At 60.4% G+C, this 25,322-nt stretch carries 26 protein-coding genes and 1 tRNA gene; 19 read left to right on the top strand and 8 right to left on the bottom strand.

Annotated features, from left to right (window positions below; all coding sequences use genetic code 11):
- Positions 1–148: 148 nt before the first annotated feature.
- Positions 149–1,609, bottom strand: coding sequence for a membrane-bound lytic murein transglycosylase MltF (mltF, locus tag ACTV8E_RS13585; protein ID WP_443199821.1), 1,461 nt, complete (start codon positions 1,607–1,609; stop codon positions 149–151).
- A 168-nt stretch (positions 1,610–1,777) separates the two neighbouring features.
- Between mltF and purL the strand changes: the two genes are divergently transcribed.
- On the top strand, positions 1,778–5,674 hold the full coding sequence (purL, locus tag ACTV8E_RS13580) for a phosphoribosylformylglycinamidine synthase (protein ID WP_443199820.1): 3,897 nt from the start codon (positions 1,778–1,780) through the stop codon (positions 5,672–5,674).
- A gap of 180 nt (positions 5,675–5,854) precedes the next feature.
- Positions 5,855–6,166, top strand: a complete 312-nt coding sequence (locus ACTV8E_RS13575; RefSeq protein WP_443199819.1) for an NGG1p interacting factor NIF3 — start codon at positions 5,855–5,857, stop codon at positions 6,164–6,166.
- Between the two features lie 28 nt (positions 6,167–6,194).
- Here ACTV8E_RS13575 and ACTV8E_RS13570 read toward each other — a convergent pair whose 3' ends face one another.
- Positions 6,195–6,692, bottom strand: coding sequence for a L,D-transpeptidase family protein (locus ACTV8E_RS13570; protein WP_443199818.1), 498 nt, complete (start codon positions 6,690–6,692; stop codon positions 6,195–6,197).
- A 19-nt stretch (positions 6,693–6,711) separates the two neighbouring features.
- The gene (locus ACTV8E_RS13565; RefSeq protein ID WP_443199817.1) at positions 6,712–7,281 is read right to left on the bottom strand and encodes an NUDIX hydrolase; all 570 of its coding nucleotides are present in this window, start codon (positions 7,279–7,281) and stop codon (positions 6,712–6,714) included.
- 142 nt (positions 7,282–7,423) lie between these two features.
- Between ACTV8E_RS13565 and ACTV8E_RS13560 the strand changes: the two genes are divergently transcribed.
- From ACTV8E_RS13560 to ACTV8E_RS13540, 5 genes are all read left to right on the top strand, one after another.
- Positions 7,424–8,023 carry a CoA pyrophosphatase gene (locus ACTV8E_RS13560; protein WP_273535895.1) on the top strand — a complete coding sequence of 200 codons (600 nt, stop codon included), beginning with the start codon at positions 7,424–7,426 and terminating at the stop codon, positions 8,021–8,023.
- Between the two features lie 65 nt (positions 8,024–8,088).
- Entirely contained in the window at positions 8,089–8,613 is a 525-nt protein-coding gene (locus tag ACTV8E_RS13555) for a gamma carbonic anhydrase family protein (protein ID WP_443199816.1), read from the top strand.
- Entirely contained in the window at positions 8,613–8,804 is a 192-nt protein-coding gene (locus ACTV8E_RS13550) for a DUF1289 domain-containing protein (protein ID WP_443199815.1), read from the top strand. Before ACTV8E_RS13555 ends, ACTV8E_RS13550 begins: the two co-directional genes overlap by 1 nt.
- Positions 8,805–8,869: 65 nt before the next feature.
- On the top strand, positions 8,870–10,051 hold the full coding sequence (gene purT, locus ACTV8E_RS13545; RefSeq protein WP_443199814.1) for a formate-dependent phosphoribosylglycinamide formyltransferase: 1,182 nt from the start codon (positions 8,870–8,872) through the stop codon (positions 10,049–10,051).
- A 3-nt stretch (positions 10,052–10,054) separates the two neighbouring features.
- Positions 10,055–10,792: an SGNH/GDSL hydrolase family protein gene (locus ACTV8E_RS13540; protein ID WP_443199813.1), complete on the top strand. Its 738-nt coding sequence runs from the start codon at positions 10,055–10,057 to the stop codon at positions 10,790–10,792.
- On the opposite strand, the gene ACTV8E_RS13535 is transcribed toward ACTV8E_RS13540, so the two are convergent.
- The gene (locus tag ACTV8E_RS13535) at positions 10,758–12,047 is read right to left on the bottom strand and encodes an HlyC/CorC family transporter (protein ID WP_443199812.1); all 1,290 of its coding nucleotides are present in this window, start codon (positions 12,045–12,047) and stop codon (positions 10,758–10,760) included. The two genes, ACTV8E_RS13540 and ACTV8E_RS13535, sit on opposite strands and share 35 nt — an antisense overlap.
- Before the next feature lie 13 nt (positions 12,048–12,060).
- Positions 12,061–12,864, bottom strand: coding sequence for a cytochrome C assembly family protein (locus ACTV8E_RS13530; RefSeq protein WP_251836864.1), 804 nt, complete (start codon positions 12,862–12,864; stop codon positions 12,061–12,063).
- 141 nt (positions 12,865–13,005) lie between these two features.
- Between ACTV8E_RS13530 and ffh the strand changes: the two genes are divergently transcribed.
- The 6 genes from ffh to ACTV8E_RS13500 all read left to right on the top strand — a co-directional run bounded on the left by ffh (position 13,006) and on the right by ACTV8E_RS13500 (position 17,065).
- The gene (gene ffh / locus ACTV8E_RS13525) at positions 13,006–14,385 is read left to right on the top strand and encodes a signal recognition particle protein (RefSeq protein ID WP_443199811.1); all 1,380 of its coding nucleotides are present in this window, start codon (positions 13,006–13,008) and stop codon (positions 14,383–14,385) included.
- Positions 14,386–14,579: 194 nt separating this feature from the next.
- Positions 14,580–14,831: a 30S ribosomal protein S16 gene (gene rpsP, locus ACTV8E_RS13520; protein WP_251836862.1), complete on the top strand. Its 252-nt coding sequence runs from the start codon at positions 14,580–14,582 to the stop codon at positions 14,829–14,831.
- A 9-nt stretch (positions 14,832–14,840) separates the two neighbouring features.
- Complete coding sequence (gene rimM, locus ACTV8E_RS13515; protein ID WP_251836861.1) at positions 14,841–15,377, top strand: ribosome maturation factor RimM; 537 nt, start codon at positions 14,841–14,843, stop codon at positions 15,375–15,377.
- 2 nt (positions 15,378–15,379) lie between these two features.
- Complete coding sequence (gene trmD / locus ACTV8E_RS13510) at positions 15,380–16,123, top strand: tRNA (guanosine(37)-N1)-methyltransferase TrmD (RefSeq protein ID WP_251836860.1); 744 nt, start codon at positions 15,380–15,382, stop codon at positions 16,121–16,123.
- Positions 16,124–16,167: 44 nt separating this feature from the next.
- Positions 16,168–16,518, top strand: a complete 351-nt coding sequence (gene rplS / locus ACTV8E_RS13505; RefSeq protein ID WP_251836859.1) for a 50S ribosomal protein L19 — start codon at positions 16,168–16,170, stop codon at positions 16,516–16,518.
- A 130-nt stretch (positions 16,519–16,648) separates the two neighbouring features.
- On the top strand, positions 16,649–17,065 hold the full coding sequence (locus tag ACTV8E_RS13500; protein WP_443199810.1) for an acyl-CoA thioesterase: 417 nt from the start codon (positions 16,649–16,651) through the stop codon (positions 17,063–17,065).
- Positions 17,066–17,121: 56 nt separating this feature from the next.
- Here ACTV8E_RS13500 and ACTV8E_RS13495 read toward each other — a convergent pair whose 3' ends face one another.
- Entirely contained in the window at positions 17,122–17,790 is a 669-nt protein-coding gene (locus ACTV8E_RS13495) for a hypothetical protein (RefSeq protein WP_443199809.1), read from the bottom strand.
- A gap of 270 nt (positions 17,791–18,060) precedes the next feature.
- On the opposite strand from ACTV8E_RS13495, the gene ACTV8E_RS13490 reads away from it, so the two are divergent.
- From ACTV8E_RS13490 to ACTV8E_RS13470, 5 genes are all read left to right on the top strand, one after another.
- On the top strand, positions 18,061–18,786 hold the full coding sequence (locus tag ACTV8E_RS13490; RefSeq protein ID WP_273538672.1) for a DsbC family protein: 726 nt from the start codon (positions 18,061–18,063) through the stop codon (positions 18,784–18,786).
- 61 nt (positions 18,787–18,847) lie between these two features.
- Entirely contained in the window at positions 18,848–19,357 is a 510-nt protein-coding gene (locus tag ACTV8E_RS13485; RefSeq protein ID WP_443199808.1) for a GFA family protein, read from the top strand.
- Between the two features lie 87 nt (positions 19,358–19,444).
- On the top strand, positions 19,445–20,749 hold the full coding sequence (locus ACTV8E_RS13480) for a homoserine dehydrogenase (protein WP_443199807.1): 1,305 nt from the start codon (positions 19,445–19,447) through the stop codon (positions 20,747–20,749).
- Positions 20,750–20,848: 99 nt separating this feature from the next.
- Positions 20,849–22,258 carry a threonine synthase gene (gene thrC / locus ACTV8E_RS13475; RefSeq protein WP_443199806.1) on the top strand — a complete coding sequence of 470 codons (1,410 nt, stop codon included), beginning with the start codon at positions 20,849–20,851 and terminating at the stop codon, positions 22,256–22,258.
- Positions 22,259–22,420: 162 nt separating this feature from the next.
- A complete protein-coding gene (locus ACTV8E_RS13470; RefSeq protein WP_443199805.1) occupies positions 22,421–23,206 on the top strand; it encodes an amidohydrolase in 786 nt (261 codons plus the stop codon).
- Between the two features lie 60 nt (positions 23,207–23,266).
- Here ACTV8E_RS13470 and ACTV8E_RS13465 read toward each other — a convergent pair whose 3' ends face one another.
- Together ACTV8E_RS13465 and ACTV8E_RS13460 are read right to left on the bottom strand one after the other, a co-directional pair.
- Entirely contained in the window at positions 23,267–24,145 is an 879-nt protein-coding gene (locus ACTV8E_RS13465) for a carboxylate/amino acid/amine transporter (RefSeq protein ID WP_251836851.1), read from the bottom strand.
- Positions 24,146–24,206: 61 nt separating this feature from the next.
- A complete protein-coding gene (locus ACTV8E_RS13460) occupies positions 24,207–24,914 on the bottom strand; it encodes an endonuclease (RefSeq protein ID WP_443199804.1) in 708 nt (235 codons plus the stop codon).
- 331 nt (positions 24,915–25,245) lie between these two features.
- Here ACTV8E_RS13460 and ACTV8E_RS13455 point away from each other — a divergent pair.
- A tRNA-Ala gene (locus ACTV8E_RS13455) sits at positions 25,246–25,321 on the top strand.
- Position 25,322: the final 1 nt, after the last annotated feature.

Genomic DNA, 25,322 nt, shown 5'->3' with positions numbered 1-25,322 from the left:
ATGCTATGAAAATACGAAAATCGCATACTCATATGTTTTTATTGAATAAGCAGGCAGGTGAAAGGCGAATGGCAGTGAATCACGGCTCGCACTGCGAAGCGCGATTAATACCGCAAGCTGAAATTGGGGAGGCCGTCGCCGGCCGTGGTCAGAGCGGGGGTTCGATGATCAGCTCAGGCTTGTGGATGCCAGGAATATGGAAGCCTCGCTCGGCAAGTTGGGTGTCTTCCAGTTGGGGCAGGGTGGACCAGGTGAGGATGTCGTAATAACGGCGAATGTTGGCCACGTAATGCACCGGCTCGCCGCCGCGGGCATAACCGTAGCGTGTCTTGGTGTACCACTTCTTTTGTGCCAGGCGCGGCAGGATCTTTTTCACGTCCAGCCATTTATTCGGGTCCAGCCCTGCACCCTGGGTCAGCTTGCGGGCATCCTCGAGGTGACCACCGCCCACGTTGTAGGCGGCAAGGGCGAACCAGGTGCGGTCCGGCTCGACGATGCTGTCGGGGAGGCCGTGATAGACGTGGGCGAAATACTTGGCGCCGCCCTGGATGCTCTGCGTGGGGTCGAGTCGATTGGAGACACCCATGGCCTTGGCGGTGTTCTGGGTCAGCATCATCAGGCCGCGTACGCCGGTCTTGGACACGGCGTTGGGCTTCCAATGGGATTCCTGATAGCCGATGGCGGCGAGCAGGCGCCAATCGATACGGTATTCGTCGGCCGCGCGGCGAAATTGCTGCTCATAGCGCGGCAGCCGTTGCTGCAGGTGTTTGGCAAAGGTATTCGCGCCGACAAAGCCGAGTACCTCAAGATGCCCGTAGTAGCGTTCACTCAGGCGCTGCAGGAAGCCTTCTTTTTCGACGCGCTCGAGAAAGGCATCGATCCGGTTCAGTAGGCTGCGATCTTCGCCTGCGGCCACTGCCCAGTTCAGGGTGCCGGTGTCGCCCAGGTCGAAAGCCACACGAATGCGTGGAAAGTACACCTGATTGATGGCCAGCTCGTTGGAGTCCACCACGGTCAGCGCCAATTGACCTTCATCCACCATGCGCAGCAGGTCGACGGCCTCAACTGCATCGGATTCTTCGTACTCCAGTCTCGGCAGCAAGGTCTTGAGCTCAGCCAGCTGTTCGGCATGGCTGCTGCCTTTGACCACCATGATAGGCAGGCCGACCAGCTCAGGGGGGCGTCTGGGGCGAGTCTGTCCGTTGCGGTAGATGACCTGCGAGGTGACGTCCAGGTAAGGGCGCGACAACTGAACTTGGGAGAGGCGGGACTTGCCCGTGATCAGTCCGGAAACGGCCAGAACCGGACCGCCGGGTTCGTTGAGACGGGTATAGAGGTCGTCCAGGTTCTCGGCGGTTTCGATGCGCAGCTCGACGCCCAGGTCGTTGGCGAAGCGTTCCAGTAATTCGTATTCGAAACCGCTGCCGCCGTTGCGGTCCTGGAAATAGGTGGAAGGGCTGTTGCGGGTAATCACGCGCAGCATGCCTTCCCCCTTTACGCGCTCAAGGGTAGGAGGCTGTTTGGCCTCGCAGCCCATGAGTATCAGGAAGAGACTGGTTGCCAATAGCCGGCAGGTGTAGCGCATGCTGAACGCAGATTGGGCAAACATGACGCGCATTATACGCAATGCCGGCGGTGGGCCATATCTAGACAGCGGAAAAACCCTCTGATAGCGGCAGCACGATTTCGAATCCGCCTGTAGCAGGCTTTAGCCTAGAGCGTCGGCATAGGGTAGAATGCGTCGTTTCCCGCTCCCCCTTCCGAGGCTGTTCCGACAATGTTGATCCTGCGCGGCGCTCCCGCCCTTTCTGCCTTCCGCCACGGCAAATTGCTTGAGCAACTGACCAGCAAGGTTCCAGCGGTGACTGGGCTGTACGCCGAGTTCGCACACTTTGCCGATGTGGCCGGTGAGTTGACCGATGCTGAGCAGGCCGTATTGGCACGTCTGCTCAAGTACGGTCCCAGTGTTCCGGTGCAGGAGCCTGCGGGTCGGCTGTTCCTCAGCGTGCCGCGCTTCGGCACCTTGTCGCCCTGGTCGAGCAAGGCCAGCGATATCGCCCACAACTGCGGCCTGGGCAAGATTCAGCGCCTGGAGCGTGGTATCGCCTACTACGTGGCCGGCGATCTGAGCACCGCCGATATTGCCCAGGTAACGGCACTGTTGCATGACCGCATGACGCAAATGGTGCTGCAGCGCTTCGAAGAAGCCGCCGGCCTGTTCAGTCATGCCCAGCCCAAGCCGCTGACCGTCGTGGATGTGCTGGGCGGCGGTCGCGCCGCGCTGGAAAAGGCCAACGCCGAATTGGGCCTGGCCCTGGCGGAAGACGAGATCGACTACCTAGTCAAGAGTTTTGGTGACCTGGGCCGCAATCCCCATGACATCGAATTGATGATGTTTGCCCAGGCCAACTCCGAACACTGCCGTCACAAGATTTTCAATGCCAGCTGGGACATCGACGGCGAAAGTCAGGAAAAGTCCCTGTTCGGCATGATCAAGAACACCTTCCAGATGAACAGCGAGGGTGTGCTGTCCGCGTACAAGGACAACGCCGCCGTAATCGTCGGCCACACCGCCGGGCGTTTCTACCCGAACCCGCAGACCGGCGAGTACGCCGCCAATCAGGAACCCGTCCATATCCTGATGAAGGTGGAAACCCACAACCACCCGACAGCCATCGCGCCGTTCCCCGGTGCCTCCACCGGCTCGGGTGGCGAGATTCGCGACGAAGGCGCCACCGGGCGCGGTGCCAAGCCGAAGGCTGGCCTGACCGGTTTCACCGTCTCCAACCTGAACATCCCCGGTTTCGAACAGCCCTGGGAAGTGCCCTATGGCAAGCCCGAGCGCATCGTCACGCCGTTGGACATCATGATCGAAGGCCCGTTGGGCGGCGCTGCGTTCAACAACGAATTCGGTCGTCCGGCGCTGACCGGCTATTTCCGTACTTTCGAGCAGGCGGTCAACAGCCCGCGCGGCGAAGAAGTGCGCGGCTACCACAAGCCGATCATGCTGGCTGGCGGTATGGGCAACATCCGTGAAGACCACGTGCAGAAGGCCGAGATTTCGGTGGGCGGCAAGCTGATCGTCCTCGGCGGCCCGGCCATGCTCATCGGTCTGGGCGGCGGTGCTGCGTCCTCGATGGCCACCGGCGCCAGTGCCGCTGATCTGGACTTCGCCTCGGTGCAGCGCGAAAACCCGGAAATGGAACGCCGTTGCCAGGAAGTCATCGACCGTTGCTGGCAGCTGGGCGAAAACAACCCGATCAAGTTCATCCACGACGTCGGCGCGGGCGGTCTGTCCAATGCCTTCCCGGAGCTGGTCAACGACGCCGGCCGCGGCGGTCGCTTCGAACTGCGCAACGTGCCCAACGATGAGCCGGGCATGAGCCCGCTGGAAATCTGGTGCAACGAATCCCAGGAGCGTTATGTGCTCTCGGTGGATGCCGCTGATCTCGAGCGTTTTGCTGCCATTTGCGAACGCGAGCGCTGCCCCTTCGCAGTGGTTGGCGAGGCCACCGAGGAGCCTCACCTGACCGTGGCCGACAGCCACTTCGACAACAAGCCCGTGGACATGCCGCTCAACGTGCTGCTCGGCAAGGCGCCGCGCATGCACCGCAGCGCCAACCGCGAAGCGGAGCAGGGCGACGATTTCGCTGCTGCCCAGGTGGATATCGAAGAAGCGGCCAGCCGTGTGCTGCGCCACCCGGCTGTCGCGAGCAAGAGTTTCCTGATCACCATTGGCGACCGCACCATTACCGGTCTGGTGGCGCGCGACCAGATGGTCGGCCCCTGGCAGGTACCGGTCGCCGACTGCGCTGTGACTGCGACCAGTTTCGATGTCTACACCGGCGAAGCCATGGCCATGGGCGAACGCACGCCGCTGGCACTGCTGGACGCACCGGCTTCCGGGCGTATGGCCATTGGTGAAACCGTCACCAACCTGGCGGCTTCGCGCATTGGCAAGCTCGGCGACATCCGTTTGTCCGCCAACTGGATGGCCGCTGCCGGTCATCCGGGCGAAGATGCCCGCCTGTACGACACCGTCAAGGCAGTCGGCATGGAGTTGTGCCCGGAGCTGGGCATCACCATCCCGGTGGGCAAGGACTCGATGTCCATGAAGACCCGCTGGCAGGATGAGGGCGCGGAGAAGAGCGTGACCTCGCCGCTGTCGCTGATCGTGACAGGGTTTGCGCCGGTCACCGATATTCGCAAGACCCTGACACCGCAACTGCGCCTGGACAAGGGCGAAACCGACCTGATCCTGATCGATCTGGGTCGTGGCCAGAACCGTATGGGCGCTTCGATCCTCGCCCAGGTGTACGGCAAGCTCGGTCGCCAGACACCGGATGTCGATGATGCAGAAGATCTCAAAGCGTTCTTCGCGGTGATCCAGGGACTGAACCAGGACGACCGCCTGTTGGCCTATCACGACCGCTCCGACGGCGGTCTGCTGACCACCGCTCTGGAAATGGCCTTCGCCGGTCACTGCGGCCTGGACCTGTGCCTGGATGCACTGGTCGACGACGCCAAAGAACTGGCCGCCGTGCTGTTCAACGAAGAACTCGGCGCAGTGATCCAGGTGCATCAGGACCACACCGCCGAAGTGCTGGCGCAGTTCAGCGCTGCTGGCCTGGGCGACTGCGTGGCGGTGATCGGCAAACCGGTCAACGGTCCGCACGTGGCCATCAGTTACAACGGCCAGCCGGTATTTGGCGGCGAGCGTCGTCTGTTGCAGCGTCAGTGGAGCGAAACCAGCTATCAGATCCAGCGCCTGCGCGATAACGCCGACTGCGCTGATCAGGAATTCGAGGTCCTTCTCGACGAGGAGAATCCGGGCCTGACCGCCACGCTGTCCTTCGATGTGAATCAGGACATCGCTGCGCCCTACATCAAGAAGGGCCTGCGCCCGCAAGTGGCCATCCTGCGCGAGCAGGGCGTCAACGGTCAGGTGGAAATGGCCGCGGCCTTCGATCGTGCAGGCTTCAGCACCATCGATGTGCACATGAGCGATATCCTGTCTGGACGCATCAGCCTGGAGCAGTTCAAGGGTCTGGTGGCGTGCGGCGGCTTTTCTTACGGCGACGTACTGGGGGCCGGTGAAGGCTGGGCCAAGTCGATCCTGTTCAATGCCCGTGCCCGTGATGGTTTCCAGGCGTTCTTTGAACGCAAGGACAGCTTTGCTCTGGGCGTGTGCAATGGCTGCCAGATGATGAGCAACCTGTACGAGTTGATTCCCGGCACCGAAAATTGGCCGCGCTTCGTGCGCAACCGCTCCGAGCAGTTCGAAGCGCGCCTGGCCATGGTTCAAGTGCAGGAATCGGCATCGATCTTCCTGCAGGGCATGGCTGGCTCGCGCCTGCCGATCGCCATCGCCCACGGTGAAGGCCATGCCGAGTACGAGAGTGAAGAGGCCCTGTTGCAGGCGGACCTTTCCGGCAACGTGGCGCTGCGCTTCATCGACAACCACGGCAAGGTCACCGAAAGCTACCCGGCGAACCCGAACAGCTCGCCGCGCGGTATCACCGGCCTTTGCAACAAGGACGGTCGCGTCACCATCATGATGCCGCACCCGGAGCGCGTGTTCCGCGCTGTGCAGAACTCCTGGCGCCCGGATGAATGGCAGGAAGACGCCGGCTGGATGCGCATGTTCCGCAATGCGCGGGTATGGGTGGACTGATCGCCCGATCCTGAGTCACAACAAAGGCCATATTGAAAAATATGGCCTTTTGTTTTTTGGAGGCGACAAGCCCGTTGGCAAAATGGCGGCGGGCTGCCGGACAGCGTCCTGCTACGGGCGGGGCCGCGCTACAGAACGGTGCCGCTGACGCCAGCAGAAATTCATCGAGGAGAACGACGCATGTACAAACTCTGCTTCTTCGTGCCGGACAGCCATGTGCAGGCGGTCAAGGACGTTCTGTTCACCGCCGGCGCCGGGCGCATCGGCAATTACGAGCAGTGTTGCTGGCAGGTGCTGGGCCAGGGCCAGTTCCGTCCATTGCCAGGCAGTAATCCTTCCCTTGGCGAAAGCGGGGTAGTTGAAGCGGTCGAGGAATGGAAGGTGGAAATGGTCGTCGCCGATGAGCTAATCCAGTCGGCGGTGGTGGCCCTGAAGCAAACCCACCCCTATGAAACCCCGGCCTACGAAGTGTACCGGCTCGAGGTGTTCTAGCCGGCCGTTGAAGACGGGTTCACGTGTTTCAAGGCCTGATTTCAATCAACGTGCCATCGCTGACCAGGTCCCAGATCTCGCGCATGTCGTCGTTTTTCAGGGCAATACAGCCTTCGGTCCAATCCAGGCCATGGAAATACCACTCCGGATAGTCGTCATCCAGCGGGGTGCCGTGCAGCATGATCGCCCCGCCAGGCTGAACGCCCTCGCGTCGTGCTCGGGCCGAGTCACGGATGTTGGGGTAGGAGATATGCATGGCCAGGTTGAATTTATCACTGTGCTTGCGCCAGTCGAGCCAATACAAGCCTTCAGGGGTGCGCTTGTCGCCTTCGTACAGTTTATGGCCGACGGGTTGCTTGCCCAGTGAAACCTTGTAGCTCTTCAAGGTTTTGCCGCGGCTGATCAAATGCAGCTGACGGTCGGATTTGATCACCAGCACCTTATCGATGCGTGGAATGTGGGTGATCGTCAAGGAGGCAAAGGCCAGGGGGCTGCAGCAAAGCAACAGGGTGAGCATCCAGCGCATCGAGATCGATTCCACAGCGTTATGAAGAGATTCGGTGGTGTTTCTGCAGGTAGGCCAGCAGCGGCTCGATCGGCTCGTTGCGCACGGGGAATTCGGCGAGATGCCGATCGGCAAAAAAGCATTCTAAGGTGCGGCCTATGGTCGGAAAAGCCAGATCCGACCAAGGAACGTCACGCTCATGGAAAAGCCGTACGTCCAGGCTTTCTTCGCCAGCGGCAAAATCAAGATCGCTCAGTTCGGCGCGAAACAGCATGTACACCTGATTGATATGCGGCAGATCGAACAGGGTATACAGCCTGAGATTGCGTACCCGCGCGCAGGCTTCCTCAAGGGTTTCTCGTTCGGCGGCCTGCTGCACGGTTTCACCGTTTTCCATGAAGCCGGCCGGCAGTGTCCACAAGCCGCGCCGCGGTTCGATGGCGCGCCGGCACAGTAGCACCTGCTCGCCCCATACGGGCAGGCAGCCAGCGACGATACGCGGATTCTGGTAGTGGATCGTCTCGCAACTCGTGCAGACAAAACGCAGGCGGTTATCGCCGAGGGGAATGCGCAGGGTCACCACGTCACCGCACTCTGGGCAGAACTTCATGGTCTCTCCTTTAGGGTCTGTCTGCAATCTTGGCCTTGCATGCCCGGCGCAGCAAGCGTAGGCGACCCGTGGATGAGAAGGGTCTTGGGCGCGTTTGTGCTTCATGCCATGATGGACCCGGAATAAGAGGACGAGGGCGAACATGCAGGACAAATTGCTCCAGCGTATACGCGGCTACAGCCCGCAATTATTGATGACCTCAGGCAGTTTTCCCGAGGCTGCGGTATTGATGCCCATAACCCGTGGCGATGAGCCCGAACTGGTCTTGACGTTGCGTGCCAGCGGGCTGTCGACTCACGGCGGCGAAGTGGCTTTTCCCGGTGGTCGGCGCGACCCGGAAGACCGCGATCTTATGCACACGGCGCTACGCGAAGCTCAGGAGGAAGTAGGGCTGCCTCCCGGATTGGTGGAGATGGTCGGGCCGTTGAGCACACTGGTGTCGCGCCATGGCATCAAGGTCACGCCTTACGTCGGTCTGGTGCCGGATTATGTTGAATACCGGCCCAACGACGGCGAAATTGCCGCCGTGTTTTCCGTGCCGTTGCGTTTTTTTCTCGATACACCCACTGAAGTTACCCACCGCATCGATTTTCGTGGTGAGAGCTTTTACGTACCCTGCTACCGCTATGGCGAGTTCAAGATTTGGGGCCTGACGGCAATCATGATCGTCGAGCTGATCAACGTGCTGTACGACGCCAATATCGACCTGCTTGAGGCGCCGGCATCCTATGTGATTGCCTGATGTGCTTTCGCCAAGCGACAAAAAATTGACCTGCCAAAACATCAACAACAAAAAGGAGCATTGCCGTGAACTATCGCCTGGGGGAATTTGGTGTGGAAGCCGACCCTGAAAGCTGGATCGCCCCCAATGCCACGCTGGTTGGCAAGGTGCGCCTGGAGCGCGGGGCCAGTGTCTGGTTCAATTGCGTGCTGCGTGGCGACAACGAATTGATTCAGATCGGCGAAAACAGCAATGTGCAGGACGGCAGCGTGATGCACACCGATATGGGCTATCCGCTGACGCTCGGTACTGGCGTGACCATCGGCCACAAGGCCATGCTGCACGGCTGCACGGTGGGTGACTACAGCCTCATCGGCATCAACGCGGTGATTCTCAATGGCGCGAAGATCGGCAAGTATTGCCTGATCGGTGCCAATACGTTGATCCCCGAAGGCAAGGTGATTCCCGATGGTTCGTTGGTCATGGGTTCGCCTGGCAAGGTGATCCGTGAATTGACCGAGCAGCAGAAAAAGATGCTGGAAGCCAGCGCAGCCCACTATGTACACAATGCTCAGCGCTACGCCCGCGAGCTGCTTGAACAGGAAGAATGATGTCCCAACCCGAACGCCGCGTTGCCTCGCCTTGCGTAAATATCTGCGCACTCGATGACGAGGATATTTGTATCGGTTGCCAGCGTACGGCTGCCGAAATCACTCGTTGGAATTGGCTGGATGACGAAGAGCGCCGCACCGTACTGGCGCGTTGTCACGAGCGTGCCCGTGCCAGCGGGCAGTTACTCTAGTAGAGGTGTCTGGCGCACTGGCTGAGCCGGGCGCCTGATACGCACCATCAGTTGAAGGAAACCCCATGCCCCGTATTGGAACTCCGCTCTCGCCAAGTGCGACCCGTGTTTTGCTGTGTGGCTCTGGTGAGCTGGGCAAGGAGGTAGCCATTGAATTGCAGCGCCTGGGCGTTGAGGTCATCGCTGTGGACCGCTACGCCGATGCCCCAGCCATGCAGGTTGCCCACCGCAGTCATGTCATCGACATGCTCGATGGCGCGGCGTTGCGGAAAGTGATCGAACAAGAACAACCGCACTATGTGATGCCGGAGATCGAGGCGATTGCCACCGCGACCCTGGTGGAGTTGGAGCAGGAAGGCTTCACAGTGATCCCCACTGCCCGGGCCGCGCAGTTGACCATGAACCGCGAAGGCATTCGCCGCCTGGCCGCAGAAGAGCTGGGTGTGCCCACCTCGCCGTATTACTTCGCCGATTCGGTTGAGCAGTACCGCGCGGCAGTCGAGGCGTTGGGGTTCCCCTGCGTGGTCAAGCCGATCATGAGCTCGTCCGGTAAAGGGCAAAGCCTGTTGAAAGGCGCCGGCGATGTGCAGGCCGCCTGGGACTATGCCCAGGAAGGCGGCCGTGCGGGCAAGGGGCGAGTGATCGTCGAAGGCTTTATCGACTTCGACTACGAAATCACGCTGCTCACCGTGCGCCATGTCGGCGGCACGAGTTTCTGCGCCCCGGTCGGGCATCGCCAGGTCAAAGGCGATTACCACGAGTCCTGGCAGCCGCAAGTCATGAGCCCCAAGGCGCTGGCCGAGTCCGAACGCATCGCCAGTCGGGTGACCGAGGCGCTGGGCGGTCGCGGGTTGTTTGGCGTTGAGCTGTTCGTCAAGGGCGATCAGGTGTGGTTCAGCGAAGTCTCGCCGCGCCCCCATGACACGGGTCTGGTTACGCTTATTTCCCAGGACCTCTCCGAGTTCGCCTTGCATGCGCGGGCCATTCTTGGCCTGCCGATTCCTGCGATTCGCCAGTTCGGCCCGTCAGCTTCGGCCGTGGTGCTGGTGGATGGTCATTCGCGGCAAGCCAGCTTCGGCAACCTGGCCGCTGCGCTGAGTGAGCCCGATACTGCACTGCGCCTGTTCGGCAAGCCGGAAGTCGCCGGGCAGCGGCGTATGGGTGTGGCCCTGGCCCGCGATGAGTCGGTGGAGCTGGCGCGAGCCAAGGCTACCCGCGCGGCTCAGGCGGTCGACGTCGAGCTTTGATGAATGCGTAACCTGTTGTGGTGGGCCGTGACGGTGCCGTTATTGCCGTTGCTGCTACCGCAGGCCTGGTATACGCGGCGCACCGCCTTGCGATTGCCAGTGGCGAGCGGTGAACCCCAGGGGCTGGCGGGTGATTCTCTACCCGGCCAGCCGTTGCGTCTGTTGCTGGTGGGTGAATCGACGGTGGTGGGCGTGGGTGTGGCATGCCTGGAAAATGCCTTGGCGGGGCAGTTGGCTCAAGCGCTTGCCGCTCGCCTGGAGCACCCGGTGGCGTGGCGGGTTTGTGGTGAAAACGGCATTGGGGTTCACCTGGCCGTCCAGCGTCTGCTGCCGCGCGCGCTCAGTGAACCTGCGGACTGGGCGGTGTTGGTGTTCGGCGTCAATGACACCACCGGGCTGAGCAGTCGCCGCCGCTGGGCTGCGGGGTTGGGGCGGATGATTGTCGCCTTGCAGGGCGGTGGGGCACAGGTGGCCCTCAGCGCTGTGCCGCCCTTGCAGCATTTCCAAGCGCTGCCCTGGCTGTTGCGTACCGTGCTCGGTTGGCGTGCGGCCTTGATGGATGGCTGGGCTCGCCGGCTCGCTGCTCGACTGTCGGCGCACCATTTCCCTGGGGGTTTGAGTTTTAGCGCGGAGTATCTGGCCGAGGATGGCTACCACCCCTCAGCGCTGGGCTACCGGGTTTGGGCCGAAATGCTGGCCGATCAATTCATAGCGGAGTGTCGTTGTCCGCCATCAGCTTGAGGCTGCTTTCCCAGGCGCGCACGCGCTTTACCCGATTATCTTCGGTGGACAGGATTTCCAACCTGTAATCGCCAATCTGCAAACAAACGGCACAGTCCGGAATGCTTTCAAGGGCTTCGGTGATCAAGCCGTTGAGTGTTTTGGGTCCTTCACAGGGCAGTGCCCAACCAAGCAAGCGGTTCAGGTCGCGAATCGAGGCGGCGCCTTCGATAATGCGCGTACCATCTGCCTGTAAGGTGACCTCGTTGTCGCGCTGATTGTCGCGGCTGTGAAACTCACCGACGATCTCTTCAAGAATATCTTCCAACGTTACCGCACCCAGCACGTCGCCATATTCATCGACCACCAGGCCAAAGCGGCGTTTCAATTGTTGGAAATTCAGCAGTTGAGTGGCCAGTGGCGTGCCTTCGGGTACGAAGTAAGGTTCCAGGCTGGCGGCCAGCAGGCTCTCTTTGGTCAGTCGACCCTGACTGAGCAAGCCGGCTATATGGCGCATGTGCACCACACCCTCGACCTGGTTGATATCGCGTCGAAACAACGGCAGGCGGGTGTGGGTGGACTGACGCAGCTGCTCAAGGATTTCATCGAGACTGTCTTCCAGGTCGATGCCGAGCACTTCGTTGCGTGGGACCATAACGTCATCGACATTGATGGTTTCCAAATCCAGCACGCCTAGCAGCATGTTGCGCCGATCCAGCGACAGGCCCTGGCCAGCCTCGCGCACCACGCTGCGCAGTTCTTCATTGGACAGGTTGTCGCTGCGCTTGCGGGTCGGGTCTAGACCGCTAAGCCGAAGCAGGCCGTTGCTTATCCAGCCGAGCAGTGCGACCACTGGGGAAAGCACTTTCTGCAGTGCTGACAGGGGCCGGCTGACGGGGTATGCAATAAGCTCCGGGTGCAGGGCGGCCAAGGTCTTTGGAGTGATCTCTCCAAATATCAGCAGCAGCAGCGTGACGCCGAGGGTGGCGATGGCAATACCCGCTTCGCCCCATAGCTGAATGGCCAGCACGGTGGCGATGGACGAGGCGAGGATGTTGACGAAATTGTTACCGACCAGAATGGTGCCCAGCAGGCGGTCGGGGCGTGCCAGTAAAGCGCTTGTACGTAGCGCACCCCTATGCCCTTGCTTGGCCAGGTGGCGCAGGCGATAGCGGTTCAGGCTGAGCATGCCGGTTTCGGCGCTGGAGAAAAACGCCGAGCACAGCAGAAGAAAAACCAGCAGGCCGACGAGAAAACCAGGGTGTAGATTTTCCAAGCGTTGTCAGGCCTTAGATATGCAGAATGAATTCGCGAACCAGTTTGCTGCCAAAGTAGGCCAACATCAGCAGGCAGAAACCTGCCAGGGTCAGGCGAATCGCCTTGTGGCCGCGCCAACCCAACTGGTGCCGACCCCACAGCAGAACGCCGAATACCACCCACGCGAAGCAAGACAGCAAGGTTTTGTGCATCAGGTGCTGGGCGAACAGGTTTTCAACGAATAGCCAACCCGTCAGTAGCGACAGGCTGAGCAGCGTCCAACCGGCCCAGATGAAGCCGATCAACAGACTTTCCATCGTTTGCAGGGGCGGGAAGCTGCGAATCAATCGTGCACTGGGGTGCTTGTGCTTGAGCTGGTGATCCTGCAAAAGCAGCAGCAATGCCTGGAACATGGCAATGGTCAGCAAGCCGTAAGCGAGGATGGACAGCAGGATATGGCTGAAGATGCCGGTGGAGGCGTTAACCAGTTGGGCTGTGCCGGTTGGTGCAAACTGTGCCAGCAGGACCGTCAGGCAACCGAGCGGGAACAGCAGCAGTAGCAGGTTATGCACCGGAATGAGCTGGGCGGCAAGCAGGATCACCGCAATGACTGCCGCGGAAATCAGGCTGGCGGCGCGGAAGAAATCCAGCGTAAGTCCCAGGGGGGTGAACAATTGTTGAAACAGGCTGGCGCCGTGAGCGAGCAAGGCGAGGACGCCAAGCAGGGTCAACAGTGCTTGGGCGGGGGTGCCGCGCTGGCCGACGCGCAAACCGTGATAAGCGGTAGCTCCGGCATAAAGACAGGCAGCGGCGAGGCTGGGCAGCAGAGGTTGCATTAGATCCGTTAAAAGCTGGCCTGAGAAGGATGTGAGTGTGGCATAGAACGCCTCGAACACGAAAGACCGCTGGTGGTGATGGGAAGCCGTGCACTTGATATACTCCCCGGCCTGCCGCAACCGCCCTTCGAAGGACCGCGCATGTTCGAAAATCTTACCGACCGCCTTTCGCATACCCTGCGTACCGTCACCGGCAAGGCCAAGCTGACCGAGGACAACATCAAGGACACCCTGCGCGAGGTGCGCATGGCCTTGCTCGAGGCCGACGTCGCGTTGCCGGTGGTGAAAGACTTCGTCAACAAGGTCAAGGATCGGGCAGTCGGTACCGAGGTGTCGCGCAGCCTGACGCCGGGCCAGGCATTCGTGAAGATTGTCCGCGCCGAGCTGGAGCAGCTCATGGGTGCGGCCAACGAGGACCTCGACCTGCACGCCGCACCTCCAGCGGTGGTGCTGATGGCGGGCTTGCAGGGTGCGGGCAAGACCACCACGGTTGGCAAGCTGGCGCGCTTCCTCAAGGAGCGCAAGAAAAAATCCGTCATGGTGGTTTCGGCTGACGTCTATCGCCCCGCTGCGATCAAGCAGCTGGAAACCCTGGCCGGCGAAGTCGGGGTGACCTTCTTCCCCTCCGATATCAGCCAGAAGCCGGTGGCGATTGCCGAAGCGGCCATTCGCGAAGCCAAGCTCAAATTCATCGACGTGGTGCTGGTGGATACCGCCGGCCGCCTGCACGTCGATGTCGAGATGATGGGCGAAATCCAGGCGTTGCATGCGGCGATCAAACCGGTGGAAACCTTGTTTGTCGTCGACGCAATGACAGGCCAGGACGCCGCCAATACCGCCAAGGCCTTTGGCGATGCGCTGCCGCTGACCGGCGTGGTGTTGACCAAGGTCGACGGTGACGCCCGTGGCGGTGCCGCGCTGTCGGTTCGCCATATCACCGGCAAGCCCATCAAGTTCCTCGGCATGGGCGAAAAAAGCGACGCCCTGGAGCCGTTTCACCCCGACCGCATTGCCTCGCGCATTCTTGGCATGGGCGATGTGCTCAGCCTGATCGAACAGGCCGAGCAGACCCTGGACCGGGAAAAGGCCGAAAAACTCACCAAGAAGCTGAAGAAAGGCAAGGGCTTCGACCTCGAAGACTTTCGCGACCAGCTGCAGCAAATGAAGAATATGGGCGGCCTCGGTGGCTTGATGGACAAGCTGCCGTCGATGGGGGGCGTCAACCTGGCGCAGATGGGTAATGCCCAACAGGGCGCGGCCGAGAAACAGTTCAAGCAGATGGAGGCGATCATCAACTCCATGACGCCGGCCGAGCGTCGCGATCCGGAAATCATCAGCGGCTCGCGCAAGCGGCGCATCGCCATGGGCTCCGGCACGCAGGTGCAGGACATCGGGCGGCTGATCAAACAGCACAAGCAGATGCAGAAGATGATGAAAAAATTCACCGCTAAGGGCGGCATGGCGAAAATGATGCGCGGCATGGGTGGCATGTTGCCCGGCGGCGGAATGCCCAAGTTCTGATGCATTGCCGGCGGTTTCGCCGGCAATGCATCACAGCCTTGCCGATCTGCTTACGCTGCAGCAGGTCGACTTGCCGGGGCAGTGCAAAGAATATTTGCAAAACCCCGGAGAATACTTAGAATATGCGGCCTTTCGGGCCATGTGCCCAAGTTGCATTCTAGTTTTGCAGCACCGACTACAGGAACGAAGTTCATATGGTAACCATCCGTCTCGCCCGTGGCGGCTCCAAAAAGCGCCCTTTCTACCACCTGACCGTAACCAACAGCCGCAATGCGCGCGATGGCCGCTTTGTTGAGCGCGTTGGTTTCTTCAACCCGGTCGCACAGGGCGCCGAAGTGAAGCTGTCCGTCAACCAGGAGCGCGTTGCTTACTGGCTGAGCCAGGGCGCACAGCCGTCTGAGCGCGTTGCTCAGCTGCTGAAGGAAGCTGCTCAGGCTGCTGCCTAAGCACTCCTTATGAATACGACGCCGGCTCCGGCCGAGGACCTGATCGTTCTTGGCAAAATTGTTTCGGTGCACGGTGTGCGGGGTGACGTGAAGGTCTATTCCTTTACCGATCCAATAGACAACCTGCTGGACTATCGCCACTGGACGCTGCGGCGCGGTGCCGATGTACGACAGGCAGAGCTGGTTTGGGGTCGCCTGCAAGGCAAGATCCTGGTGGCCAAGCTGAAAGGGCTCGATGATCGAGAAGAGGCGCGTCTACTGGCCGAATTCGAGATCTGTGTTCCTCGCAGCCAACTACCACAGCTGAGCATGGGTGAGTACTACTGGTACCAGCTCGAAGGGCTCAAGGTGATTGATCAGGCGGGGCAATTGCTCGGTCGTATCGACCATCTGCTGGAAACCGGCGCGAATGACGTGATGGTCGTCAAGCCTTGCGTGGACAGTCTGGATGATCGTGAGCGCCTGTTGCCCTATACGGAGCAGTGCGTACTGACGATTGACCTGAATGCCGGCGAAATGCGAGTCGATTGGGATGCGGACTTCTGACCATGCAGGTCGAAGTCATCAGCATCTTTCCGGAGATGTTCTCCGCCATCAGTGAATACGGCATCACCAGTCGTGCGGTCAAGCAGGGATTGCTCAAGCTCAACTGCTGGAATCCGCGCACGTTTACCGAAGATCGCCATCAAACGGTGGATGATCGTCCTTTCGGTGGCGGCCCTGGGATGGTGATGAAGATACAACCCCTGGAGCGCGCGCTGGCTGCGGCCAAGCAAGCCACCGGGGAGCGGGCGAAGGTAATCTACCTCTCGCCGCAGGGACGTCAGCTGAAGCAGGCGGCCGTGCGCGAGCTGGCGAATGAGGATGCATTGATCCTTATCGCTGGTCGTTACGAAGGCATCGATGAGCGCTTCATTGAAGAGCACGTCGATGAGGAATGGTCGATTGGTGACTATGTACTGTCCGGTGGCGAACTGCCGGCCATGGTGCTGATCGATGCAGTCACGCGGTTGCTGCCGGGGGCCTTGGGCCACGCAGATTCCGCTGAGGAGGATTCGTTTACCGACGGCCTGCTCGACTGCCCGCACTACACGCGACCGGAAGTGTATGCGGACAAACGTGTTCCTGATGTGCTGCTAAGCGGCAATCACGAGCACATCCGGCGCTGGCGTTTGCAGCAGGCCCTTGGGCGGACCTGGGAACGACGCGCCGATCTTCTGGAAAGCCGCTCGCTTTCTGGAGAAGAGCAAAAGCTGTTGGCGGAATTCCTTCGCCAGCGGGACGATAGATGACGTATCGATGGCAGGCTACAGCAGCTTGTCTTAGGAGCACAGAGATGACCAACAAGATTATTCAGCAGATCGAAGCTGAACAGATGAGCAAAGAGATTCCGGCCTTCGCCCCGGGCGACACCGTGATCGTGCAAGTGAAAGTAAAGGAAGGCGACCGTTCCCGTCTCCAGGCCTTCGAAGGCGTGGTCATCGGCAAGCGTAACCGCGGCCTGAACAGCGCGTTCACCGTGCGCAAGATTTCCAGCGGCGTGGGCGTGGAGCGTACCTTCCAGACCTACTCTCCGCTTGTTGAAACCATCACCGTCAAGCGTCGCGGCGATGTGCGCAAGGCCAAGCTGTACTACCTGCGCGACCTGTCCGGCAAGGCAGCACGCATCAAGGAAAAGCTGGCTTAACAGCCCCTTTTCTCCACGAAAAAGCAGCCTGCGGGCTGCTTTTTCGTTTGTGCTTTTTCTGTCTAAACAATGTCCGGCTCTTGGCGTACGCCAAGGTTGGCAGTCCCTGTGTCTTTGCGAAGAGGTTGCCATGACTACCCGAGATGAAGAAATCCAGCGTCGCATCGAATTGTCGGTCACCAGCATCAGTAAGGCGGTATTCCCGCCGACCACCAACCACCATGGCACGCTGTTCGGCGGTACTGCCCTGGCATGGCTGGACGAGGTGTCGTTCATCACAGCCACGCGCTTTTGCCGCAAGGCGCTGGTGACAGTGTCTTCCGATCGCATCGACTTCAAGCACCCCATCCCGGCCGGTTCCATCGTGGATCTGGTGGGGCGTGTCGTTAAGGTTGGCAACAGCAGCCTCAAGGTGCAGGTGGATGTATACGTGGAGAGCATGTACTCCGATGGTCGCGAGCATGCGATTACGGGTGTGTTCAGCTTCGTGGCGGTTGGCGAGGATAATCGCCCGGTGGCGGTACTGCCGGTCAATGGCGACGAGTAACTGCAGGGTGGCCTTCTGCTGAGCGCAGGCTGGCCACGACTGAGGGCAGTGATATTTTAGTGGCGCAGCTGAATTTTCAGGCTGGATCCTGACAGGTCGATGTTCTGCAAGCTGATGCAGCCGAAGCTTCGGCTGCTTGGCGCGCCGGCCACGCGGATGTTATCGAAGCGTACTTCCCCGATTGAACTGGGCAGGCGCACATTCAGTGAGCCGTCGGCATTGAGTGACGTGCTCAGTTGGTCCGTGTCGTAGCGGATATCGTGCAGGCTGGTTTGCGCTTCCAGGATGTCGAGAATCGGGGGCAGCCAACTGGACAGTTGCTTGGGGGTGGATGTCCCCTTATTGCTTTCGGCCTGCATCAGCAGCAGGGGCAGACCATCTTCCAGGCCTTGTGCGGCAGCAGCGCGCATTTGTTCCTCGCTCAAAGGCTGTAGGCCTTGCGCTGCAGGCGCTGGAGTAGGCGAGGTGAGTCGTGGCGATGCCAGGATTGGCTGCAGCGGTGTCAATAGGACGGCTATCAGTCCCGCAGCCAGGCGCAGGCGGCTCTGTTTGCTCAGCGAGCTGCTCAACTGCCGGTTGGTCAGAAGGCCCTGCTGGACCAGGATTTCGCCCAATCGCCGGCCGCTCTCGGTTTGCATCCGGATGGCAGAATCCAACTGCGCCTGATTGATCAGCCCTTTGGTGAGCAGAATATGCCCGAGGCATGAATGCTGTTGGTTGGCCATGGTCGCTACGTCCGATAAATGCTGGCTTGGTGCGATCATGCTGGCTGGAAACTGTGATCTCTGTCACCGACTGAAAGTTAGGGGTGAATTGGGTGCATCATGTAAGCCCTGCGCTAGAGCTTACTGACGCAGTTACCGTCGGTCGGGCAGTGGGCTGCGCCGTTTGCTGACGAAGTTCTACACAAGAGCATCTGGACGTGCAGTTAATGCTCAGTGGGGATGCTGTGGTAGGCTTTGCCTGTTTTGTAACGCCCTTTTCCTGGAGTATCCATGCGCGTTTCCTCTTTTTTTGCTGCCTTGGCCCTGGTGGCTGCTGCTCCGTTGGCTCTGGCTGGTGATCCTGATCACGCAATCCGCCAGTCGCTGACCGCGCTGCAACCGGATCTGCCGATCGAATCCATAGCCGAAAGCCCGCTCAAGGGTATCTACCAGGTTCAGCTCAAGGGTGGGCGGGTGCTGTATGCCAGTGAGAGTGGCGAGTTTCTGCTGCAGGGTTACCTCTACCAAATCAAGGACGGTGCGGTCAGCAACCTGACCGAGCAGGCTGAAGCGGCGGCGATCGCCAAGCAGATCAACGCCTTGCCGCGCGACGAGATGGTGGTCTTCGCACCCAAGCAGCCCAAAACCCACATCACCGTATTTACCGACACCGATTGCGGGTACTGCCAGAAACTGCACAGTGAAGTGGCGGAGCTCAATCGCTTGGGCGTTGAAGTGCGTTATGTAGCCTTCCCCCGCCAAGGCATCAATTCGCCTACCTACCAGACCATGGTTAATGTCTGGTGCGCCAAGGATCGGCAGGCCGCCATGACTCAGGCCAAGTCGCGCAAGTCCGTGCCGGCTGCCAGTTGTGACAACCCTGTTGAGAAGCAGTACCAACTGGGCCAGATGATCGGGGTGCAAGGCACGCCGGCTATCATTCTCGCCAATGGACAGATGATCCCCGGCTATCAGCCGGCGGCGCAGCTGGCCAAGGTAGCGCTGCAGGCCAACTGACTGAACCCTTTGCATGGGTTTTCGCTCCACTCCACAGGTGCTTTGCCTTGTGGAGGGTGTGATGAAACTGCTGGGCTCCTGTCATTGCGGTGCGGTGCGTTTTTCCCTGACGTCGCATCAACCTTATCCCTTCATGCGCTGCTACTGCTCGATTTGCCGCAAGACGGCGGGTGGAGGCGGCTACGCGATCAACCTGGGCGGCGACTACGCCAGCCTGCAGATCAGTGGCGAAGAGCATCTGAGCGTTTATCAGGCGCGGTTGGCTGATGGGCAACTGAGCAGTGCGCGGCGGCATTTCTGTCGGCACTGTGGCAGCGCCTTGTGGCTTTGGGATCCCACCTGGCCGGAACTGGTCCATCCGCACGCTTCGGCCATCGATAGCGAATTACCGGTGCCGCCCCAGCATGTGCACATGATGCTCGGCTCTAAGGCTGGCTGGGTGGAGGTGCAGCGTGTGCCGGGCGACAAGACGTTCCTCGACTATCCGGATGAATCGCTGGCAGGCTGGCACGAGCGTCTTGGCCTGGAAAAAAATGAGCGGAGTAAGCGCCGCCCGGACCGCGCCAATTGACTAAAAGCCGTGCGCTTCGTAATGTGCAACTCTTTTGTGCGCCCGGTTTTTTCGGGCGCTCGGCGCGGCAACCATGGGGAGTCAAGCGTGAATTCGGTGAAAGTAGGCATCTGTGGATTGGGCACCGTCGGTGGCGGTACCTTCAATGTTCTCAAACGCAACGCCGAGGAGATCGCCCGCCGTGTCGGGTGCAGCATTGAAGTCGCCCAGGTTGCCGCGCGCGACACCAATCCGAAGTGCGACACCGGTGCAACCCCCATTACGGCCGATGTGTTCGAGCTGGTCAGCAACCCGGACATCGATGTAGTCGTCGAACTGATCGGCGGCGACACCATTGCACGCGAGCTGGTGCTCAAGGCCATCGACAATGGCAAGCACGTAGTCACCGCCAACAAGGCGCTGATTGCCGTACATGGCAACGAGATCTTTGCCCGAGCCCGCGAAAAGGGCGTGATCGTCGCTTACGAGGCCGCCGTTGCGGGCGGTATCCCGGTGATCAAGGCGATCCGCGAGGGGCTGGCCAGTAACCGCATCAACTGGCTGGCCGGCATCATCAACGGCACCGGCAACTTCATTCTTACCGAAATGCGTGAAAAGGGCCGCGCCTTCGGGGATGTACTCAAGGAAGCCCAAGACCTGGGCTACGCCGAAGCAGACCCGACCTTCGACGTGGAAGGCATCGATGCCGCTCACAAGCTAACCATCCTGGCGTCCATTGCGTTTGGTATTCCGCTGCAATTCGACAAGGCCTACACCGAAGGCATCACCCAGCTCACCACCGCCGACGTCAACTATGCCGAAGCGTTGGGCTACCGCATCAAGCATTTGGGCGTTGCCCGCCGCACCGAGCGGGGCATTGAGCTGCGCGTGCACCCGACGCTGATCCCCGCCGACCGCCTGCTGGCCAACGTCAATGGCGTGATGAACGCGGTGATGGTCAATGGCGATGCCGTGGGTTCGACCCTCTATTACGGCGCTGGCGCCGGCATGGAGCCCACCGCCTCGGCTGTGGTGGCTGACCTGGTGGATGTAGCCCGTGCGCTGGCGACTTCGCCCGAGCATCGCGTGCCGGCGCTGGGTTTTCAGGACGCTGCCTTGTCTGCGCACCCGATCCTGCCGATTGCCGATTGCGAGAGCGCCTACTACCTGCGCATCCAGGCCAAGGATCGTCCCGGCGTGCTGGCCCAGGTGGCGAGCATCCTGTCTGATCGCGGCATCAATATCGAGTCGATCATGCAGAAGGAAGCCGAGGAGCAGGATGGCCTGGTGCCGATGATCCTGGTGACCCACCGCGTGCAGGAGCAACGCATCGACGATGCTATCTCCGCCCTGGAAGCCCTGGCCGATATCAGCGGCAATGTGGTGCGTATCCGGGTCGAGCAACTCAATTAAACAGCAGCTGCACGCCACAGGCTGCTAGCCACAAGAGAGCAGGTGAGCTTTCTTGCAGCGTCCAGCTTAGCGTGCAGCTCAAGCCGAAGGTTTGAACATATGCGTTATATCAGTACCCGCGGCCAGGCACCGGCCTTGAATTTCGAAGATGTGCTGCTCGCCGGACTGGCCAGCGACGGCGGTCTCTATGTGCCGGAAAACCTGCCGCGCTTTACCCAGGAAGAAATCGCGTCCTGGGCTGGCCTGCCGTATCACGAGCTGGCCTTCCGGGTGATGCGCCCGTTTGTGGCCGGCAGCATTCCCGATGCCGATTTCAAGAAGATCCTCGAAGACACCTACGGTGTGTTTGCCCATAGCGCTGTGGCGCCGCTGCGGCAGCTGAACGGCAATGAGTGGGTGCTGGAGCTGTTCCACGGCCCGACCCTGGCGTTCAAGGACTTCGCCCTGCAACTGCTGGGTCGTCTGCTCGATTATGTGCTGGCCAAGCGCAACGAACGCGTGGTGATCATTGGCGCCACCTCAGGCGACACCGGCTCGGCGGCCATCGAAGGCTGCAAGGCCTGCGAGAACGTTGACATCTTCATCCTGCACCCGCACAACCGCGTGTCAGAGGTGCAGCGCCGCCAAATGAGCACCATCCAGGGCGACAACATCCACAATATCGCCATCGACGGCAACTTCGACGACTGCCAGGAGATGGTCAAGGCCAGCTTCGCCGATCAGGGCTTCCTGAAGGGCACTCGTTTGGTGGCGGTCAACTCGATCAACTGGGCGCGGATCATGGCCCAGATCGTCTACTACTTCCACGCCGCCATCCAGCTCGGCGGCCCGGCGCGTTCCGTGGCCTTCTCGGTGCCGACCGGCAATTTCGGTGACATCTTCGCCGGCTATCTGGCGCGTAACATGGGTCTGCCAATCAGCCAGCTGATCGTCGCCACCAACCGCAACGATATCCTGCACCGCTTCATGAGCGGCAACCAGTACGTCAAGGACACCCTGCATCCGACTTTATCGCCGTCGATGGACATCATGGTGTCCTCGAACTTCGAACGTTTGCTGTTCGACCTGCACGGTCGTAACGGCGCGGCGATTGCCGAGCTGATGGACACCTTCAAGCAGGGTGGCGGCTTCAGCGTCGAACAGGACCGCTGGACTGAAGCGCGCAAGCTGTTCGACTCCCTGGCCGTGAATGACGAACAGACCTGCGAGACCATTGCTCAGGTGTACAAGGAATGCGGCGAACTGCTCGATCCGCACACCGCGATTGGCGTGCATGCTGCGCGTGAGTGCCGTCGCAGCCTGGCGATACCGATGGTCACCCTGGGTACCGCGCATCCGGTCAAATTCCCCGATGCGGTGATCAAGGCCGGTGTCGGCCAAGCGCCGGAACTACCGCCGCACCTGACCGATCTGTTCCAGCGTGAAGAGCGCCTTCACGTACTGGCCAACGATCTTAAAGTAATACAGGCGTTCGTCAGCCAGCACGGCAACCGCGGCAAGCCGCTGTAAGCACTGCGCCCTGTACAAGGCCCGCTTTTGGCGGGCCTTGTTGTTTTTGCCATGCGATGGTCGTTCGCCTGGACGGTGTGCGGCGGGCGTTTCCTGTGTAGATTTGGCCCGATGGTTCCGACAGCCGTGATTGCCGGTTGTCTTTGCTGTTAAGGAGTCGAGATGAGCGATAAACCCGACCTGCAACTGGCTCTGGTGCAAACCAGCCTGGCCTGGCACGACGCTGCCGCCAACCGCGCGCGTTTCACCGCGTTGCTGGAGCAGGCGCGCGGCGCCGATCTGGTGATCCTGCCGGAGATGTTCACCACCGGTTTTTCCATGGAGTCCGCCGCGCTGGCCGAGTCGGAGCAAGGGCCAACCCACGCTTGGCTGTGCGAGCAGGCTGCGCGGTTGAATGCGGTCATTACCGGCACCCTGATTGTGCAGGCCGCAGACGGGAGTTACCGTAATCGCTTGCTCTGGGCGCAGCCGGATGGCGAGGTGCTGCATTACGACAAGCGTCATCTGTTTCGCATGGCCGGCGAACATGAGCATTTCACGGAAGGCGATCGGCAGGTGGTATTCGAGCTCAAGGGTTGGCGGGTGCGCCCATTGATCTGCTACGACCTGCGCTTTCCGGTGTGGAGCCGAGATCCCGAGGGTACCGATCTGTTGCTGTACGTCGCCAACTGGCCGGCGGCCAGACGCAATGCCTGGAATCGTTTGTTGCCGGCACGGGCCATCGAAAACCTGTGTTATGTCGCTGCGGTGAATTGCGTGGGCATCGACGGTAAGGGCTATGCGTACAGCGGTGACAGTCAGGTGCTGGATTACATGGGCGACAGCCTGCTGAGTGTGGGAGAGGGTGACGGCGTATTTCGGGTCGGTCTGAAGGCCGCCGCGCTGGAGAGCTTCCGCACGCGTTTCCCAGCCTATATGGATGCCGATGAGTTCGTCCTCAAGGGCTGAGATGCAGGACCAACGCTGCGCGAGCAGCTTGGGTCCTGCAGGGTTAGTACGATATCCCCGCTATGCAGGCTTGGTGCAAGTCGGGGCGCCTGAGCGGCGGCCCAGTCGGTTGATCCACAGCGAACCAACAATGATCAGGCCGCCAATGGTCAGGCGCAGCAGGTTCTCATCGGTGTTCCACACCAGCAGATTGATCAACAGGCCGACCGGTACGCTGAGATTGTTCATCACAGCCAGGGTGCCGGTATCCACCAGGGTGGCACCCTTGTTCCAGCAAAACTGGCCGAGTGCCGTGGCCAGCAATCCCATCCAGATCAAGACGCCCCACTGCAGGTCGGTCGTGGGCAAGCGCTCTGGATCACCCAATGCCAGCCATGCCGGCAGCACGACGATCAGTGCACCCAGGAAGAAATAGCCGAAACGACGGTGCAAGGGCACGTCCGAGGGGTAACGCACCACCAGGCGTCTATACAGTACCTGCCCAGCAGCAAAGGTTGCGTTGGCGATCTGCAGCAGTAAGAAACCGCCGAGGAACTCGCTACCCACGTTGTCGTAGCGAATCAGCGCGGCGCCCAATACAGCCACAGCGGCGGCGAGCAGTGCCCAGGGGTTGAAGCGGCGGTTCAAGGCGTCGTCGATCAGCGCCACGTGCAGTGGGGTGAGCACGGTGAACAGCAGCACCTCCGGTACGCTGAGCACGTTGAAGCTGAGGTACAGGCAGATATAAGTCACGCCAAACTGCAGGGCACCCACTAGCATGACGCCGCCGATAAAGCGCGGCGCCACGCCCTGCCAGCGAGTCAGTGGCAAAAATACCAGTCCGGCCAGCACCACACGGGTCAGGACGGCGAAGTAGCTGTCCACCTGACCGGCCAGGTAGGCACCGATAAAGTTGAAGGACAGCGCCCACAGCAGGGTGACGAAAATCAGATAGGCCATGCATGGCTCCCAAGCAGGGCGCTGACATTACCCGTTTGCGGCGATAGGTAACAGATGCTCGTCAATTGCTGGCCAGGGTCTTGGTGCAGCTGCGCAAATCGACTTCGCCCACGTAAGGATTGGCATTGCCCTGCACGCATGCAATGTTGCGGTTGCGCCAGCGCTCCCAGTCGCTGACCGGGTACTGGCGATTCCAGATGTCGTACAGGCGCTGGTCCTGCCGGGACAGACGCAGTCTGTAGCGATCGCTCATGTACAGATAGATACGTGCGATCGCGCCGCGTGTGTAGTCCGGCGGCATGGCGGTGCGCTGCTTGAAATCGACCACAAAGGGGCAGGCGCCGTATTGGCTGGGTTTCTGACTGAGCATGCCGAAGCCGTAGTTGCTGCGGTCGCCATTCACCTCGCCGACGGCAGGCACCAGGTTGTGCAGGTCGGCTTCAGCGCGGCTGAAAACCGGGTCGTTGGCGGTGCAATTCTTGCGTCCGCCTTCTTGCCAGCACCGGCGCTGGTGGCCAATCGTCCAGGCGGGGACGATGTGCTCCCACTCCAGCCGCTGGGCGCGCTTGAGCTGCTTGCGAGGCGTGTAGCCGCAGCTATCGAGGTCAACCCGATTGCCTTTGTAGGTACAGCCGCAATAGAAATCAACGGGATGATCGGCGTACAGCTTCCAGGCGATCTTCTTGGCTTCGACAAAGGTGCGTGGCGCATCGGCATGGGCGGTGGAGAAGGACAGCAGGGCAAATAGCAGAACGGACAGCAGGCGCATGATGGCTCTCGACTACAAACTGAGAAAGGCATCCTTGCGTGGTGACCGATTCTATCGTTTCTAAAGCAAAAGTCATGTACAGCAGCAGTTTGAAGGCATATTGCAGAAACTGGTTGAAGGATGTCAGTGCGGGCCAAAGCAGCGCTGGGGACCGGCGTTCGGGCTGGGCAACGCATAATCAAGCGCATGCGCAACGGCTGCGCCGAGCGATCGCTTAATCCCGGCGCCTTTCATAAGTGTTTGTTCTAGCGGTAAAAAAAATCGCAATGCGGGGAAAAATATTGTTGACAGCTAAGCGGTACACACCTAATATGCGCCCCGTCCACGACACGGGGCTATAGCTCAGCTGGGAGAGCGCTTGCATGGCATGCAAGAGGTCGACGGTTCGATCCCGTCTAGCTCCACCAA

Source organism: Pseudomonas sp. B392_1p (assembly GCF_052245235.1).
Taxonomy (GTDB): domain Bacteria; phylum Pseudomonadota; class Gammaproteobacteria; order Pseudomonadales; family Pseudomonadaceae; genus Serpens; species Serpens gallinarum.
The sequence above is the reverse complement of the archived record's forward strand: the minus strand, read 5'-3'. Positions and strand labels throughout refer to the sequence as shown.